The organism is Citrobacter amalonaticus Y19, assembly GCF_000981805.1.
Taxonomy (GTDB): domain Bacteria; phylum Pseudomonadota; class Gammaproteobacteria; order Enterobacterales; family Enterobacteriaceae; genus Citrobacter_A; species Citrobacter_A amalonaticus_C.
In genome coordinates this window covers 2663673-2679516 of sequence record NZ_CP011132.1, presented here as the reverse complement: position 1 = coordinate 2679516, position 15844 = coordinate 2663673, and the positions used below count along the sequence as shown (strand labels likewise).

Annotated in this window: 19 protein-coding genes; 13 read left to right on the top strand and 6 right to left on the bottom strand. The window is 53.6% G+C overall.

The window, feature by feature from the left end; all coding sequences use genetic code 11:
* Positions 1-32 precede the first annotated feature (32 nt).
* From argT to hisP, 5 genes are all read left to right on the top strand, one after another.
* The gene (gene argT / locus F384_RS12355) at positions 33-815 is read left to right on the top strand and encodes a lysine/arginine/ornithine ABC transporter substrate-binding protein ArgT (protein WP_042317767.1); all 783 of its coding nucleotides are present in this window, start codon (positions 33-35) and stop codon (positions 813-815) included.
* 246 nt (positions 816-1061) lie between these two features.
* On the top strand, positions 1062-1844 hold the full coding sequence (gene hisJ, locus F384_RS12350; protein ID WP_046483076.1) for a histidine ABC transporter substrate-binding protein HisJ: 783 nt from the start codon (positions 1062-1064) through the stop codon (positions 1842-1844).
* A gap of 188 nt (positions 1845-2032) precedes the next feature.
* Positions 2033-2719, top strand: coding sequence for a histidine ABC transporter permease HisQ (locus F384_RS12345; protein WP_046483073.1), 687 nt, complete (start codon positions 2033-2035; stop codon positions 2717-2719).
* A complete protein-coding gene (hisM, locus tag F384_RS12340; RefSeq protein ID WP_046483069.1) occupies positions 2716-3423 on the top strand; it encodes a histidine ABC transporter permease HisM in 708 nt (235 codons plus the stop codon). The genes F384_RS12345 and hisM overlap by 4 nt, the downstream gene beginning before the upstream one ends.
* Positions 3424-3436: 13 nt before the next feature.
* Positions 3437-4210, top strand: coding sequence for a histidine ABC transporter ATP-binding protein HisP (hisP, locus tag F384_RS12335; RefSeq protein ID WP_046483066.1), 774 nt, complete (start codon positions 3437-3439; stop codon positions 4208-4210).
* A gap of 90 nt (positions 4211-4300) precedes the next feature.
* Here the strand turns inward: hisP and F384_RS12330 are convergent, their stop codons facing one another.
* The 4 genes from F384_RS12330 to yfcG all read right to left on the bottom strand — a co-directional run bounded on the left by F384_RS12330 (position 4301) and on the right by yfcG (position 6867).
* Positions 4301-4819: a GNAT family N-acetyltransferase gene (locus F384_RS12330; RefSeq protein ID WP_046483064.1), complete on the bottom strand. Its 519-nt coding sequence runs from the start codon at positions 4817-4819 to the stop codon at positions 4301-4303.
* Positions 4820-4888: 69 nt separating this feature from the next.
* Complete coding sequence (locus F384_RS12325) at positions 4889-5782, bottom strand: TIGR01777 family oxidoreductase (protein WP_046483062.1); 894 nt, start codon at positions 5780-5782, stop codon at positions 4889-4891.
* 20 nt (positions 5783-5802) lie between these two features.
* Positions 5803-6165 (bottom strand): dihydroneopterin triphosphate 2'-epimerase, encoded by a 363-nt coding sequence (folX, locus tag F384_RS12320; protein WP_046483060.1) that lies wholly within the window; start codon positions 6163-6165, stop codon positions 5803-5805.
* A gap of 54 nt (positions 6166-6219) precedes the next feature.
* Positions 6220-6867: a GSH-dependent disulfide bond oxidoreductase gene (gene yfcG / locus F384_RS12315; RefSeq protein WP_046483058.1), complete on the bottom strand. Its 648-nt coding sequence runs from the start codon at positions 6865-6867 to the stop codon at positions 6220-6222.
* Between the two features lie 139 nt (positions 6868-7006).
* Between yfcG and yfcF the strand changes: the two genes are divergently transcribed.
* The 3 genes from yfcF to yfcD are packed head-to-tail and all read left to right on the top strand — an operon-like array spanning position 7007 to position 8881.
* Positions 7007-7651 (top strand): glutathione transferase, encoded by a 645-nt coding sequence (yfcF, locus tag F384_RS12310; protein ID WP_046483055.1) that lies wholly within the window; start codon positions 7007-7009, stop codon positions 7649-7651.
* Positions 7652-7706: 55 nt separating this feature from the next.
* Positions 7707-8258 carry a phosphodiesterase gene (gene yfcE, locus F384_RS12305; RefSeq protein WP_046483052.1) on the top strand — a complete coding sequence of 184 codons (552 nt, stop codon included), beginning with the start codon at positions 7707-7709 and terminating at the stop codon, positions 8256-8258.
* A 56-nt stretch (positions 8259-8314) separates the two neighbouring features.
* Entirely contained in the window at positions 8315-8881 is a 567-nt protein-coding gene (yfcD, locus tag F384_RS12300) for an NUDIX hydrolase YfcD (protein WP_046483051.1), read from the top strand.
* A 4-nt stretch (positions 8882-8885) separates the two neighbouring features.
* Here yfcD and F384_RS12295 read toward each other — a convergent pair whose 3' ends face one another.
* The gene (locus F384_RS12295; RefSeq protein WP_046483048.1) at positions 8886-9905 is read right to left on the bottom strand and encodes a LacI family DNA-binding transcriptional regulator; all 1020 of its coding nucleotides are present in this window, start codon (positions 9903-9905) and stop codon (positions 8886-8888) included.
* A 250-nt stretch (positions 9906-10155) separates the two neighbouring features.
* On the opposite strand from F384_RS12295, the gene F384_RS12290 reads away from it, so the two are divergent.
* From F384_RS12290 to F384_RS12270, 5 genes are all read left to right on the top strand, one after another.
* On the top strand, positions 10156-10599 hold the full coding sequence (locus tag F384_RS12290) for a PTS sugar transporter subunit IIA (RefSeq protein ID WP_046483046.1): 444 nt from the start codon (positions 10156-10158) through the stop codon (positions 10597-10599).
* A gap of 79 nt (positions 10600-10678) precedes the next feature.
* Entirely contained in the window at positions 10679-10951 is a 273-nt protein-coding gene (locus tag F384_RS12285; RefSeq protein WP_046483043.1) for a PTS sugar transporter subunit IIB, read from the top strand.
* A gap of 72 nt (positions 10952-11023) precedes the next feature.
* Positions 11024-12415, top strand: coding sequence for a PTS ascorbate transporter subunit IIC (locus F384_RS12280; protein WP_046483040.1), 1392 nt, complete (start codon positions 11024-11026; stop codon positions 12413-12415).
* Positions 12412-13242: a transketolase gene (locus F384_RS12275; protein ID WP_046483037.1), complete on the top strand. Its 831-nt coding sequence runs from the start codon at positions 12412-12414 to the stop codon at positions 13240-13242. The genes F384_RS12280 and F384_RS12275 overlap by 4 nt, the downstream gene beginning before the upstream one ends.
* Positions 13235-14188, top strand: coding sequence for a transketolase family protein (locus F384_RS12270; RefSeq protein ID WP_046483036.1), 954 nt, complete (start codon positions 13235-13237; stop codon positions 14186-14188). Before F384_RS12275 ends, F384_RS12270 begins: the two co-directional genes overlap by 8 nt.
* A 102-nt stretch (positions 14189-14290) precedes the next feature.
* Here the strand turns inward: F384_RS12270 and yfcC are convergent, their stop codons facing one another.
* Entirely contained in the window at positions 14291-15814 is a 1524-nt protein-coding gene (yfcC, locus tag F384_RS12265) for a putative basic amino acid antiporter YfcC (protein ID WP_046483033.1), read from the bottom strand.
* Positions 15815-15844 lie beyond the last annotated feature (30 nt).

Sequence of the window (15844 nt, the reverse complement as noted above, 5' to 3'; positions counted from 1 at the left end):
CATAATAAAGTCATTCCACTTGAGGGTTATGTATGAAGAAGTCAATTCTCGCTCTGTCATTGCTGATAGGTCTTTCTGCAACGGCATCCAGCTATGCAGCGCTACCGCAAACGGTGCGCATTGGCACGGACACAACCTATGCACCGTTCTCTTCGAAAGATGCCAAAGGCGACTTCGTCGGCTTTGATATCGATTTGGGCAATGAGATGTGTAAGCGTATGCAGGTTAAATGTACCTGGGTCGCCAGTGATTTTGATGCGCTGATCCCATCACTCAAAGCGAAGAAAATTGATGCCATTATCTCTTCGCTCTCCATTACCGATAAACGTCAGCAGGAAATTGCCTTCTCTGACAAGTTATACGCGGCGGATTCGCGTCTGATCGCGGCGAAAGGGTCACCGATTCAGCCGACGCTTGACGCGCTGAAAGGGAAGCACGTTGGTGTGTTACAAGGCTCGACTCAGGAAGCGTATGCCAATGATATCTGGCGCAGCAAGGGCGTGGATGTGGTGGCCTATGCAAACCAGGATCTGATCTATTCCGACCTGACTGCGGGTCGTCTTGATGCGGCATTGCAGGATGAAGTTGCTGCCAGCGAAGGGTTCCTCAAACAGCCTGCGGGCAAAGACTACGCTTTTGCCGGTCCTTCCGTGAAAGATAAAAAGTACTTCGGGGACGGTACGGGCGTTGGTTTACGTAAAGACGATGCTGAACTGAAAGCCGCCTTTGATAAGGCGCTGGCCGATCTGCGTCAGGATGGTACTTACGACAAGATGGCGAAAAAGTACTTTGACTTTAACGTCTACGGTGACTGAAACCTCAATACGGGGAACGGATTGCACTGTTTGGGTTAACCATTGCGGTGCGTGACGGGCGAAATGCACTGTCATGGTGCAATCATTTCAGATGAACAGGGCGGAAATGCATATTTAAGCGCTTTTCATGCAAATTAAACCGGGCGACAGGGTAGAATGTTTTGCCTTGTCGACCCGATTAGTGGCACGATAACTGCACCTGGTCCTGTAAACATCCCTATAAAAGACAGTCTGTTGAGGATAGTTATGAAAAAACTGGTGTTATCTCTTTCTCTGGTCCTGGCTTTCTCCAGTGCTACCGCAGCATTTGCCGCCATTCCGCAAAAAGTTCGTATCGGTACCGATCCGACCTACGCCCCGTTTGAGTCAAAGAATGCCCAGGGGGAATTAGTCGGTTTTGATATCGATCTGGCGAAAGAGCTGTGCAAACGTATTAATACACAATGTACCTTCGTTGAGAACCCGCTGGATGCGCTGATCCCTTCGTTAAAAGCGAAGAAAATCGACGCCATCATGTCCTCGCTTTCAATTACTGAAAAGCGTCAGCAGGAAATCGCCTTCACCGACAAGCTTTATGCCGCCGACTCTCGTCTGGTGGTGGCCAATGCGTCTGACATTCAGCCGACCGTTGAATCGCTGAAAGGTAAGCGCGTCGGTGTGCTGCAGGGCACCACCCAGGAGACGTTTGGTAACGAACACTGGGCGCCAAAAGGCATTGAGATCGTGTCGTATCAGGGCCAGGACAATATTTACTCCGACCTGACTGCCGGGCGTATTGATGCCGCATTCCAGGACGAAGTCGCCGCGAGCGAAGGCTTTCTGAAACAACCCGTTGGCAAAGATTACAAATTCGGCGGCCCGTCTGTGAAAGACGAGAAACTGTTTGGTGTAGGGACCGGTATGGGACTGCGCAAAGAGGATAACGAATTGCGTGAAGCCCTGAACAAAGCGTTTGCAGAAATGCGCGCTGACGGAACTTACGAGAAGCTGGCGAAGAAGTACTTTGATTTTGATGTTTATGGCGGTTAATCACCGCAGGTGCAGATAAAGTCCGAAGATGTTTGACCGGCTTTATGCCGGATGACGGTTTCGCCTTATCCGCGGTCTACGACGATGCTCTTGTAGGCCGGATAAGCGTAGCGCCATCCGGCATCAATGAAGTGTGTCATCACGTCAAAAGAGGCTTCTGACTCACCACTCACGACAGGACAGGCAGCATGTTGTACGGGTTTTCAGGTGTTATTTTACAGGGCGCAATTGTCACGCTGGAACTGGCTCTCAGTTCCGTGGTGCTGGCCGTTCTGATCGGCCTCGTCGGGGCGGGGGCCAAACTCTCGCAAAACCGGGTGACGGGGCTTATTTTCGAAGGTTATACCACCCTCATTCGCGGGGTGCCTGACCTGGTGCTGATGCTGCTGATTTTTTATGGCTTGCAGATAGCGCTCAACGCGTTAACCGATGCGATAGGCATCAGCCAGATTGATATCGACCCGATGGTCGCCGGTATTATTACGCTCGGCTTTATCTACGGCGCGTATTTTACGGAAACCTTCCGTGGCGCCTTTATGGCGGTACCCAGAGGACATATTGAAGCGGCAACCGCCTTCGGTTTCACCTCTTCACAAACTTTTCGCCGCATTATGTTCCCGGCGATGATGCGATACGCGCTGCCGGGGATTGGTAACAACTGGCAGGTGATCCTCAAAGCGACGGCGCTGGTCTCGCTGCTTGGTCTGGAAGATGTGGTCAAAGCCACGCAACTGGCCGGGAAGAGCACCTGGGAGCCTTTCTATTTCGCCATCGTCTGCGGACTTATCTATCTGGTATTTACTACGGTTTCCAATGGTGTGCTGCTGTTCCTTGAGCGCCGTTACTCCGTCGGTGTGAAGAGGGCTGACCTGTGATCGAGATTATTCAGGAGTACTGGAAATCCCTGCTGTGGACGGACGGTTACCGCTTTACGGGCGTGGCGATTACGCTGTGGCTGCTGATCTCCTCCGTGGTGATGGGCGGTATTCTGGCGGTGATTCTGGCGATTGGCCGCGTCTCCAGCAACAAATTCGTTCAGTTTCCCATCTGGCTGTTTACCTATATTTTTCGCGGGACGCCGCTGTACGTTCAGCTACTGGTGTTCTATTCAGGGATGTACACGCTGGAGATAGTCAAAGGCACGGATTTCCTGAACGCCTTCTTTCGCAGCGGTCTGAACTGTACCGTTCTGGCGTTGACGCTGAACACCTGCGCGTATACCACAGAGATTTTCGCCGGGGCGATCCGCTCGGTTCCACACGGTGAAATTGAAGCGGCGCGCGCGTATGGCTTCTCCTCGTTCAAAATGTATCGTTGCATTATTCTGCCTTCGGCGCTGCGTATCGCGTTACCCGCGTACAGCAACGAGGTCATTTTGATGTTGCACTCTACGGCGCTGGCCTTCACCGCAACGGTTCCGGATCTGCTGAAAATCGCCCGTGATATTAACTCGGCGACCTATCAGCCCTTTACCGCCTTCGGTATTGCCGCCGTGCTGTACTTAATCATATCGTATGTCCTGATAAGCCTCTTCCGCCGCGCGGAAAAGCGCTGGTTGCAGCATGTTTCCTCTAAATAATTCGAGTAACACGATGTCTGAGAATAAATTAAACGTTATCGATTTGCACAAACGCTACGGCGAACACGAAGTGCTGAAAGGGGTTTCGCTGCAGGCCAACGCCGGAGATGTGATCAGTATTATTGGCTCATCTGGCTCGGGTAAAAGTACGTTTTTGCGCTGCATAAACTTCCTCGAAAAACCGAGCGAAGGGTCGATTGTGGTCAATGGCCAGAACATCAACCTGGTGCGTGACAAAGACGGTCAGCTAAAGGTGGCGGATAAAAATCAGCTTCGTTTACTGCGTACGCGCCTGACGATGGTGTTTCAGCACTTTAACCTGTGGAGCCACATGACGGTGCTGGAAAACGTCATGGAAGCGCCGATTCAGGTACTGGGTCTGAGCAAACAGGAGTCCCGCGAGCGGGCGATCAAATATCTGGCGAAAGTCGGTATTGATGAGCGCGCCCAGGGAAAATATCCGGTGCATCTTTCCGGTGGTCAGCAGCAGCGCGTGTCGATTGCGCGCGCCCTGGCGATGGAGCCGGAGGTGTTGCTCTTTGATGAACCGACCTCGGCGCTGGATCCTGAACTGGTGGGCGAGGTGCTGCGTATCATGCAGCAACTGGCAGAAGAGGGAAAAACGATGGTGGTGGTGACGCATGAAATGGGCTTTGCCCGCCATGTCTCAAGCCACGTAATTTTCCTGCATCAGGGGAAAATCGAAGAAGAGGGCAATCCGGAGCAACTCTTTGGTAATCCGCAAAGTCCACGGCTGCAACAGTTCCTCAAAGGTTCGCTGAAGTAACCGTTCTCTGTTGGCGTGGCCTTTTCAGGTTAACATTCAATGCCGGATGGCGGCGTAAACGCCTTATCCGGCCTACAGATCACCAAACGCCTACAGATCAACAAACGCCTCTGCCTCCAGACGGTATCCCCAGTCATCGTAGTGGATACCGTTGACCTCAAACGCTTTCTCCAGCACCTGCGTACGCGTAAACCCCAGCTTTTCCAGCAAGCGCACCGATCCCTGATTCTCCGCCAGTACCCAGGCGTTGATTGCCTTTACGCCAGCGTCACGAAAAGCATACTGACAGACGGCGCTGACGGCTTCGCTGGCAATCCCCCGTCCCTGAAAGGCGGGGATGATGCAATAACCAATATCTGCTTCCTGCGGAAAATGATGGCTTACCTGTAAACCAATGTCGCCCAGAGGCGTGGCGTCGTGATGCTGGCGGATCACAAAGGTATGCTTTGAGGTGAGGCGCCGTGCAAACAGTAAGCGTGTTTCGCGTTCGGGGCAGAGGTTGCCCATAAAACGCATGACGTCCGGATTTTCACGAAGCGCGAGGAAAAAGGGCCAGTCTGTGGGTTGAAACGGGGAAAGCGTCAGTCGTTCAGTGGTGAGTCGTGCCATAAAATCGCCATTCCGGAAGCCAGTGAGACTACCTTACCACCGGAATAGCGAGAGTAAACAGGGAAGACGTTAGCGAACAACATCCGCCAGCGCTTCTTCAAGATCATACCAACGGAAGGGAAATCCGGCGGCTTCCAGTCGCTTTGGCAGGGCGCGCTGCCCACCCAGCACCAGAACGGATGACTCACCCATCAGCAGGCGAATCACCGTTGCCGGTACGCGAAGAATCGCAGGCCGCTGTAGGGCATGTCCCAGCGCATGAGCAAACTGCTCATTGCGTACCGGATAGGGTGAAACCATGTTGAACGGTCCACGCAGGTCGTTATCCAGCAGCCAGAGGATCGCATTGACCATGTCATCAATGTGGATCCAGGCCAGATACTGGCGACCGCTGCCAATGGGGCCACCAAGACCCAGGCGAAACGGCGGGATCATTTTGGCGAGGATCCCTCCTTCTGGCGCCAGCACCACGCCGGTACGCAGCAGGCACACCCGCGTTCTGTCGCTTTGCGCCTCACAGGCAATTTGCTCCCAGCGCGCGCAAAGCTTATGGGTGAATTCGTTATGCGGCGGCTCTTCCTCGGTAACCACCACTTCGCCGAGATCGCCGTAATAACCGGCGGCCGAACCTGAAATCAGGACCGACGGCGGCGTTTCACTGGCGTTAATGAGGTCCGCCAGTTTCTGAGTGATGCGCCAGCGGCTCTGGCACAGGCGATCTTTTTGCTCTGTCGTCCAGCGCTTGTCAGCAATCGGCTCACCGGCCAGGTTAATCACCGCATCGATACCGTCGAGGTTGCGCTTATCGTCCAGCGTGCTCCACAGCGTGACCCGATTATTGAGTTTCTTATGGGCGTCATCGGGGCGGCGGGTCAGTACAGTCACCTGATGACCCAGTTCCTGTAGGCGCGGGACCAGGTGTCCTCCGATAAGGCCAGTTCCTCCGGTTACCAGTATCTTCATGCAGCCTCCCGTGATGGCGGTTAGCGCTGCCAGCTCAACGTCATGGAGACAGAATCGGCATAACGCAACGCGTGTAGTTTGTCGACTTCCACTTCAGCATAAGTGACCCAGTGATGTTCGCGTGCGATATCGAGCACATCCTGGGTTAATTTTTCTAACAATGAGAAGCGGTTGTTCTCAACGTGCAGGATGATATTTTTGGTGATCGTGCGGTAGTTCAGCGCATCATTGATATCTTCGCTGACGCGGGCTTTGTCTGCCGGATAGTGAATTGCAACGTTGATGACAATATCCTGTCGGTTGTTGACCTCTTCCTCTTTGATACCGATGAAAGTGCGTAAGCGAAGGTTTTTTATACGAATAATAGCGTCATGATGTGACATTGCAGGTCTCCTCCATGTATGAACTCTCGCATGATACACGAGAATCCCGCCACGTTATCCTTTTGCACTCGCAGTATCCTGGTGCGCCTGCAGCATCGCGCGCTCCGTGGCGGGCCGACTGCGAATGCGGTCAAACCAGTTCTTCACGGCGGGAAACATCTCAAGGTCGACACGTTGGCGCTGCCAGGCGTTCACCCACGGCCAGCAGGCAATATCGGCAATGCTGTAATGTTCACCCCCCAGCCACGGCGACGTTTCCAGCCGTTTATTGAGGACGTTGTACAGTCGCTGTGTTTCCACCTGATAGCGCTCGATAGCGTAGGGGATGGCCTGCGGGGCGAAATGGTTGAAATGGTGATTCTGACCGAGCATCGGTCCCAGTCCGCCCACTTGCCAGAATAGCCATTGCAGCGTGGTACAGCGCTCGCGCAATTCGCCGCTCAGCAACAGGCCACTCTTTTCCGCCAGATAGACCAGAATGGCGCCAGATTCAAACAGGCTGAGCGGTGCGCCGCCATCGACCGGAGCATGATCGACGATGGCGGGGATTTTATTGTTGGGGGAAATGGCCAGAAAATCAGGGCGAAACTGATTACCCTTGCTGATATCCACCTTAATGAGTCGGTAGTCCAGCGCAGCCTCTTCAAGGAAGATCGTAATCTTGTGCCCATTGGGTGTCGGGGCGTAATAGAGGTCGATCATTTCAGCTCCAGAAAGCGTTGAGTGGAATAAGACAATCACAAGTATAGAAAGCCTGCTGCGCTGTGTGAGTTTTCATCAGGTGACAGCAAGCGAAAGACCCTCTATGTTGGGAGAAAAGCCTACTAACGACGAGGATGCTATGAGTAAACCCACCATCACGCTTTGGTCAGACGCGAACTTTTTCTCTCCCTACGTGCTATCGGCCTATGTCGCGTTGCAGGAAAAGGGGCTGCCGTTTAGTCTGAAAACCGTCGACCTGAGCCGCGGCGAACATCTACAACCGGGCTGGCAGGGTTTTGCACTGACTCGCCGTGTACCGCTGCTGGAAATCGATGATTTTGAACTGAGCGAGTCTTCTGCGATTGCTGAATATCTGGAAGACCGTTTTGCGCCACCTACCTGGGAACGCATCTATCCTCACGATCTGCAAAAGCGCGCCCGCGCGCGACAGATTCAGGCATGGCTGCGCAGTGATTTAATGCCTATTCGTGAAGAGCGTCCGACAGATGTCGTTTTCGGAGGCGAAAAAAAAGGGCCGCTGAGCGAGGCGGGAAAAGCCAGCGCCGAAAAACTGTTCGCCACGGCGGGGAATCTGCTGGCGCACGACATGCCAAATCTTTTCGGTGAATGGTGTCTGGCCGATACCGATTTAGCCCTGATGCTCAACCGGTTGGTCCTCAATGGCGACGAGGTCCCTGAACGACTGGCGGAATATGCAGCATTTCAGTGGCAACGCGCTTCTGTCCAGCGCTATATTGCGCTTTCCGCGAAGCGTTCAGGCTGATAAAGCGTCTACAATCCAGTATCATAATGCAGATTTTGATGACACGGAGTATGTGATGAAACTGATGTTTGCATCCGACATTCACGGGTCCTTGCCTGCCACAGAACGCGTGCTGACGGTGTTTTCACAGAGCGGCGCGCAGTGGCTGGTGATACTGGGCGATGTACTCAACCACGGGCCGCGAAATGCCTTACCCGAAGGCTACGCGCCTGCGCAGGTGGCTGAACGACTGAACGAACAGGCCGCGCAGATTATCGCGGTACGGGGAAACTGTGATAGCGAAGTGGATCAGATGCTGTTGCAGTTTCCAATGACCGCGCCCTGGCAGCAGGTGCTATTGGCTAATCAGCGGCTATTTCTGACACACGGCCATCTCTTTGGGCCGGATAGCCTGCCACCTCTACGTACTGGCGATGTCCTGGTGTATGGGCATACGCATCTGCCAGTGGCAGAAAAAAGGGGCGATATTTATCACTTCAACCCGGGTTCAGTGAGCATTCCGAAAGGCGGCTTTCAGGCAAGTTACGGCCTGCTGGATGATAATGTTTTAAGTGTTATCGCACTCAATGATCAAAGTATCATTGCACAGGTAGCGATTAATTCGTAATTTACCCCCACATATGTAAATGCGCCGTAAGAGCGCCAGAAAAAGAAGGTTTCCTGATGGTGGAACAGCGTCGTTTGGCAAGTACGGAATGGGTGGATATTGTGAATGAAGACAACGAAGTCATTGCACAATCCAGCCGGGAACAGATGCGAGCGCAGGGCCTGCGTCATCGTGCGACCTATATTGTCGTCCACGACGGGATGGGCAAAATACTGGTGCAGCGTCGTACCGAGACAAAAGACTTTTTACCCGGCATGTTAGATGCCACTGCTGGTGGCGTTGTGCAGGCCGACGAACAGCTGCTGGATTCTGCCCGTCGTGAAGCGGAAGAAGAGTTAGGCATTGCCGGTGTGCCTTTCGCTGAACACGGCCAGTTCAATTTTGAAGATAAGAACTGTCGCGTCTGGGGTGCGTTGTTCAGCTGTGTGTCACACGGCCCGTTCGCCTTGCAGGAAGAAGAGGTCAGCGAAGTGTGCTGGCTGACGCCAGAAGAAATTACCGCCCGCTGTGATGAATTCACGCCCGACTCTCTGAAAGCGCTGGCGCTGTGGATGACCCGTAACGCCAAAAACGAAGCTGCCAGGTCAGAGCCGCAGCAGGAGAAGCAGGAAGAGGCGGAGTAACCGCTCAGCAACTGTCCCTTATGCGTAAACTGGAGGCGATTGGTTTTTGATCGCTCCAGTTGCCATCCTCAAATCGCGCCAGTAATGCCCGTCCAGCCTCAATGCCAATCTTACGATGGGGCACTGCCATCGTGGTTAACGGCGGCTGGCAAACCCTGCTCACATCGCTATCGCCAAATCCGACCACCGCCAGATTGTCAGGCACCTTGATGCGTCGCCGTTGGCACTCATACAGCACGCCGCAGGCCAGTTCATCCGACACGCAAACCAGCGCGTCGAGTTCGGGCCAGGCGAGAATAAACTCGGGCAGTTGCGAAGCGCCGGTGGAGAAGTTGGGGGGGAGCGCCGCGTTAATCACCCGATTCGGCGACATATGGTGGCGCATCATTGCCTTATACCAGCCCTGCAAGTGTTGCTGAAAAATCCACTGTTCCTGATTGGCGCAGAGCAGTCCAATGTTCTGGTAGCCGCGTTGAATCAACATTTCGGTGAGTTCAAACATGGCGGCGACATTATCAATACCAATGTTCATATCAATGGGATCGCTACGAATCGCGCCCATCTCCATGACCGGAATCCTGGCGTTCTTCAGCCAGTTCCGCACGGTGTCGCTGTGCTCAACGCTGAGCAAAATGGCAGCGGCAATATTGGAGGCCAGCAGCGTCTCCAGCAATGTTTCTTCTTGTTCCAGGCGATGACGGGACTCTGCCAGCATGATCTGGTACCCGGCGGGTTGAAGGACTTCCTGCAATCCAGCGAACATTTCCGAGCAGCCAGCCTCAGAGAGATTCGGCACAACCATCGCAATGGTTCGTGATGACGCAGATGCCAGCGCACTTGCCGCCAGATTGGGCATGTAGCCCAGTTCATGCACAGCGGCGTCTATTTTTTCCCGGAGTTTATCGGAAACCTGTTCAGGCGTGCGCAGTGCACGAGAGACGGTCATGGTGCCGACACCAGCAAGTTGAGCGACATCAGCGATGGTCACTTTGCCTGTACTACGTCGTTTTCGGGTCAGAGACATACACATTCCTGCGCAATTACAACCGGTTGAGCCGCTTTCTATCGTCATTTTTATGCTTCGTATGCAGGGCAAGTATACGCCTTTAATGGTTTTCATTGCTGTGATTTTACCGGGGTATTGTATTTTGATAGCGCTATCACATATCTGAACGATATCCCCTGATAGCGCTATCTTTGTGAGTCTGATCGCAGATAAGGTTTTATGGGTTGAATAAAGTTTGCTCACATTGAGCAAAAAATAAGGAGAGGGCGTGCTGAATAAATGGTTAACGGAGACAACCATCATGCTGCGCGAGAGCGTTGAGGACTGGCAACAGGCCCTTGAATGGTGTGCCAGACCTTTGCTTGCCGCCGGGGTCATTACATCGGAATACCTCACCGCCATCGTCGCGCAGCACCATCAACTGGGACCTTATTACGTCCTGGCGCCGGGTCTGGCGATGCCGCATGCCAGACCAGAAGAAGGGGCAAAAGCATTAGGGCTCTCATTGTTGAAACTGGAGCACGGTGTTTCATTTGGCGCAGGTGAATTTGATCCTGTCGATATTATTATCATGCTGGCGGCACCGGATAAACATAGCCATATTGCGATGATATCCGCACTGGCGGAATTATTTTCAAGCGACGAAGGTCTGGTGCAATTACATCAGGCAACAACCCTGGAGGAAATTAAAACAGTTATTTCACGTTTCTGATGTAAGTCGTTTGGGCATCTTCTAAAACATGACGCGAAAGCGTGATGCGGGCGTACTCTACTTAAAAAAGGGGATAATAATGAAAATTCTGGCGATTTGTGGCTCTGGCCTGGGCAGCAGTTTTATGGTCGAAATGAATATTAAAAAAGTGCTCAAGAAACTTAATATTCAGGCAGACGTTGAACATTCCGATCTCTCCTCCGCCACGCCAGGGGCTGCCGATCTGTTTGTGATGGCAAAAGATATTGCCGCCAGCGCCAGCGTACCGGAGGCGCAACTGGTGGTGATTACTAATATTATCGATATCAATGAACTGGAAGCGCAATTGCACGCATGGTTCGACAAACAATAACGGTAAATGCACCCAATCATGCAAATGACCTGAAGGTCGTTTGCGCGCTGATGTGCATAAAGCGAGGTGGATATGTTTATCCTTGAAACGCTGAATTTTGTTGTTGATATTCTTAAAGTCCCCTCCGTGCTGGTGGGGTTAATTGCATTAATTGGCCTGGTGGCACAGAAGAAATCGTTTTCCGATGTGATAAAAGGAACAATTAAAACGATTCTGGGGTTTATTGTTCTTGGCGGCGGCGCAACGGTGCTGGTGGGATCGTTAAATCCGTTAGGCGGAATGTTTGAGCACGCCTTTAATATTCAGGGCATCATTCCTAATAACGAAGCCATTGTCTCTATTGCCCTCGAGAAATATGGTGCTTCAACCGCGCTTATTATGGCATTTGGGATGGTGGCGAATATTATTGTCGCCCGCTTCACGCGCCTGAAGTATATCTTTCTGACCGGGCATCATACGTTTTATATGGCCTGCATGATCGGCGTCATTCTGACCGTCGCCGGATTCGACGGGATTGGCCTGGTCTTTACGGGCTCGTTGATTCTGGGGTTGGTGATGGCCTTTTTCCCCGCGCTGGCGCAGCGTTACATGCGACGGATCACCGGTAATGATGAGATTGCCTTTGGTCACTTCGGCACCCTGGGATACGTGCTGTCAGGCTGGATTGGCAGCGTCTGCGGCAAGGGCTCCCGTTCGACCGAAGAGATGAACTTGCCGAAAAACCTGAGCTTCCTGCGCGACAGTTCAATCTCTATCTCTCTGACCATGATGATAATCTATCTGATTATGGCGATCAGCGCCGGTCGGGAATATGTCGAAAGTACCTTCAGCGGCGGGCAGAACTATCTGGTTTACGCCATCATCATGGCGATCACCTTTGCTGCCGGGGTATTCATTATTCTGCAAGGCGTCCGTCTGATTCTGGCGGAAATCGTCCCGGCGTTTACCGGTTTTTCTGAAAAACTGGTGCCTAATGCGCGGCCTGCACTGGATTGCCCGGTGGTCTATCCCTATGCCCCGAATGCGGTACTGATTGGCTTTCTGTTCAGTTTCCTCGGAGGCCTGGTGGGATTGTTCCTGCTGGGGCAGATGAAACTGGTGCTGATCCTGCCAGGCGTTGTTCCCCACTTTTTCACTGGCGCAACGGCCGGGGTGTTTGGTAACGCCACCGGTGGGCGTCGCGGGGCCATGATTGGCGCGTTTGCCAATGGCCTGTTAATCACCTTCCTGCCGGTTCTGCTCCTGCCTGTACTGGGCGCGATTGGTTTTGCCAATACCACCTTCTCGGATGCTGACTTTGGCGTCATTGGCATCGTTCTCGGCAATCTGGCGCGTTATCTGTCGCCTTTTGCCATCACGGGGCTGGTTGTGGCGTTGTTTGCGCTGTTGGTGGCCTGGAATCTGTTCGCGAAAAACCGGACGGTAGCGGGTCAGACTGAGGAAAATAATGGAGCCAAATCATGAGTGTGAAGGCGGTAACCCAACTGGCGCGGGAAATTCGCATCGCCACCCTGAAGTCGCTCATTCATCTCGGCTTTGGCCATTTTGGCGGCTGTATGTCGGTGGTGGAAACGCTGGCGGTTTTGTATGGCGAGGTGATGAACATTGATCCAGCCGATCCGGACTGGCCGGAGCGGGACTATTTCGTGTTGTCAAAAGGCCATGCCGGGCCAGCGCTGTATAGCACGCTGGCGCTGAAAGGCTACTTCCCGGTCGCTGAGTTGAGCACGCTGAACCAGAATGGCACACGCCTGCCCAGTCACCCGGACAGGCTTAAGACGCGTGGCGTTGATGCGACGACAGGATCGCTGGGGCAGGGCATTTCTATCGCCGCGGGGATGGCGCTGTCGCACAAACTGGCGCAGCGGGCGAACCGGGTATTCTGCATTGTCGGCGATGGCGAGCTCAATGAAGGGCAGTGCTGGGAAGCGTTCCAGTTTATTGCCCACCATCGGCTGAATAACCTGACGGTTTTCGTTGACTGGAATAAGCAGCAACTGGACGGCGAACTGGATGACATCATTCACCCGTTTTGTCTTGAAGATAAATTCCGCGCGTTTGGTTTTGAGGCGTTCACGGTGAAAGGGGATGACATCCCTGGACTGTTGGCGGTGGTACAACCGGTTCTGGATAACCAGGCACGTCCACGCGTCGTGATTCTTGACAGCATCAAAGGTCAGGGAGTGCCGTATCTGGAGCAATTAACCAACTCGCATCACCTGCGCCTGACGGATGCGTCAAGACTTGCGCTGAACGATAACCTTCGCCAACTGGAGGCTACGCATGATTAAGCTCGCGCCCGAAGGGCAAAAAGACAGTGTGGAGATGCGCAAGGTTTATGCCGGTTTTGTCGCGAAAGAAGTGGCGGCGGGAAGCCCGATTATTGCGCTGGAAGCCGATTTGATGAGCTCCATGGCGATGGACGGTGTGGCGCGCGAGTATCCGCAGCATGTTATTAATTGCGGCATCATGGAGGCGAACGTCATAGGTACTGCGGCAGGGCTGGCGCTGACCGGACGCAAGCCGTTTGTGCATACCTTTACGGCGTTTGCCAGTCGCCGCTGTTTCGATCAGTTGTTTATGTCGCTCGATTACCAGCGGAGTAACGTCAAAGTCATCGCCTCCGATGCTGGCGTGACCGCCTGTCATAACGGCGGGACGCATATGTCTTTCGAAGATATGGGCATCGTTCGCGGGCTGGCGCATTCGGTCGTGCTGGAAGTCACTGATGCCGTCATGTTTGAGGATATCTTACGCCAACTGATCGACCTCGACGGGTTCTACTGGGTGCGCACCATCCGTAAACAGGCACCGAGTATTTATGCCCCGGGATCGACCTTCACGCTGGGAAAAGGGAATGTGTTGCGCGAAGGCAACGATGTCACCTTAATTGCCAATGGGATTATGGTGGCTGAAGCGCTGGAAGCGGCACGTCAGCTGGAACGAATGGGAGTCAGTTCGGCCGTCATCGACATGTTCACCCTCAAGCCTGTCGATCGCATGCTGGTGAAAAACTATGCCGAAAAAACGGGGCGGATTGTGACCTGTGAAAACCACAGTATCCATAACGGACTGGGATCGGCGGTAGCGGAAGTGCTGGTGGAAACCTGTCCGGTTCCGATGCGGCGGGTGGGCGTCCGGGAGCGTTATGGACAGGTTGGCACCCCGGACTTCTTACAGGAAGAGTATGGACTCACCGCGGCAGCAATTGTGACCGCAGCAAAATCACTGCTTTAGAAAGGTAATGCCGGATAAGCGCTAACGCTTATCCGGCCTACGAGGATAAGAAAGACTGTCAGCCGGATAAGACGCATTAGCGTCGCCATCCGGCATTTTGGATCAATGGTATCCCATAATCTGTGCGCCAATCACCACCACACTGGACATAATAAACAGCAGTCCCAGCAGCGTCGCACCCACTTTCAGCCAGTTACGGAAATCCACCCGACAGACACCTAACGTCGCCATCAGTGACGCTGAGGTCGGATAGATGATATGGCTGAAGCCATCGCCAAACTGGAACGCCAGCACGGTCACCTGACGGTTAACCCCCACCAGATCGCCGAGTGGCGCTAACAGTGGCATGGTCAGCGCCGCCTGGCCGGATCCCGAGGTAACAAAGAAATTAAACACGGCCTGGAAGAGCAGCATAAACCACGCGGCAACGGCGTTATCCAGCCCACTGATGCCGTTGGCAATACTGTGCAACAGCGTATTCAGCACACTCGCGTCACCCGCTTCACCGTTGCCTACCAGCAGCAATATGCCTTTGGCAAAGCCCACCAGCAGGGCGGGGGCAATCATCATGCGCGCGCCTTCAGTGAAAGAGGAAGCCATAATGTTGACCGTCATGCCGTTAAGGCGAAAGACAACGGCGATAATGCCAATCACCAGGCCCATGGTGAAGAACTGGCTGGCGATTTCAGGAATAAACCAGGCGTTGACGATGACGCCCCAGACAACCCATACCATCACGCCGGTCAGAACCAGCAGCACCAGCCAGTCGCCGATCGTGAAGCGTCGCTCGACAACGTCATTCTGTTGTTCACGGAAGAAACGGTCAGATTCATGGACGCGCGACAGAAGCGGGTTCTTTTTCACCCGCGAGGCGTAGGCCAGGGTAAACGTCAGGCCAATCAGCGTTGCAATGACCCAGACCACGATGCGCAGACCGGAACCGGAGAGGACGGGGACGCCGGCAATACCCTGAGCGACCACCACGCAGAAAGGGTTCATCCACGAACTGGCAAAGCCGATTTGCGTCGCAATATAGGTCACCAGCACGGTGGTGATACTGTCATAGCCCAGCCTCACCATCAGCGGCGCGATGATGATCGCAAAGGCAACCGCCTCTTCCCCCATACCGAATACGGCGCCGCCCAGCGAGAAGAGAATAAACAGTACCGGGATGAACAGCACTTCGTTACCTTTGGTATGGCGGATCAGCGCCAGGATGCCATTATCAATGGTACCCGTACGCATGACGATGCCAAACGCGCCACCAATCACCAGCATAAACATGATGATACCGACGGCGGTACCGAATTTAGAGCCAGAAGTCAGCCCTTCGAATGGGAAGTTCATCAGGCCCGGACTTTCGTCACCGGTGGTAAAGAACTTCACCGGGTGATACTGCGCTTCACCTGCCTCGTTGGTCAGAATACGAAAGGAGTGCGGATCGACCACTTTACGGGTTTTTGTCTGACCATCTAACTGGTACTGCACCTCCTGGCTGTCGAACATCCCGACGGGGACAACCCAGGTCGCAAGGCTGGTTAAAATAGCGACAAAGAAAATAATGACCAACGTATCGGGCATGGCCCATTTTCTTTTGGTTGGCTGTGTTTCGGTTACTGCAGACATGACCGTCTATCCCTGTTGCAAAGCAAAGAG